The organism is Mesorhizobium sp. M7A.F.Ca.CA.004.04.2.1 (assembly GCF_004022825.1).
GTDB lineage: Bacteria > Pseudomonadota > Alphaproteobacteria > Rhizobiales > Rhizobiaceae > Mesorhizobium.
In genome coordinates this window covers 1-380 of record NZ_RZPH01001846.1, presented here as the reverse complement: position 1 = coordinate 380, position 380 = coordinate 1, and the positions used below count along the sequence as shown (strand labels likewise).

The 380-nt window shown below is 66.6% G+C and carries 1 protein-coding gene; it reads right to left on the bottom strand.

Annotated elements, in window-relative coordinates:
- Positions 1-380 (bottom strand): hypothetical protein (locus EN893_RS38545; protein WP_164901587.1); only part of this gene is annotated, 380 nt, incomplete at both ends.

The following is a 380-nucleotide window of genomic DNA, read 5'->3' as shown; positions in this document are numbered from 1 at the left end:
GCAACACCGTCATCAACAACGGCAATCTGATGATCGGCAATGGCGGCACCACCGGCAACGCCGGCGCCGTCGGCGATCGCCCCGCCCATGATGTTGAGCGCGGTATTGGTGCCGCCGAGCGCGATGGTGCGCGGGCCGCTGCCGGAATAGGTAACCGCGGCCGTGTTGCTGAAGACGACGGCGCCCGTGCCTGAGGATTCGATGAAGCTGGTGCCGGCCGAGAGCGTGAACAGCCGGTCAGTCGTGTCGCCGCTACCGGTGTAGCGCAACGTCGAGCCGTTGCCGATCACCAGATTGGCCGCCGCGTTGGACGAGGCGCCGATGCTGCTTGCCTGGCCGCCATTCGCCAGCTTGCTGACGCCGAGCACACCGCCATTGAT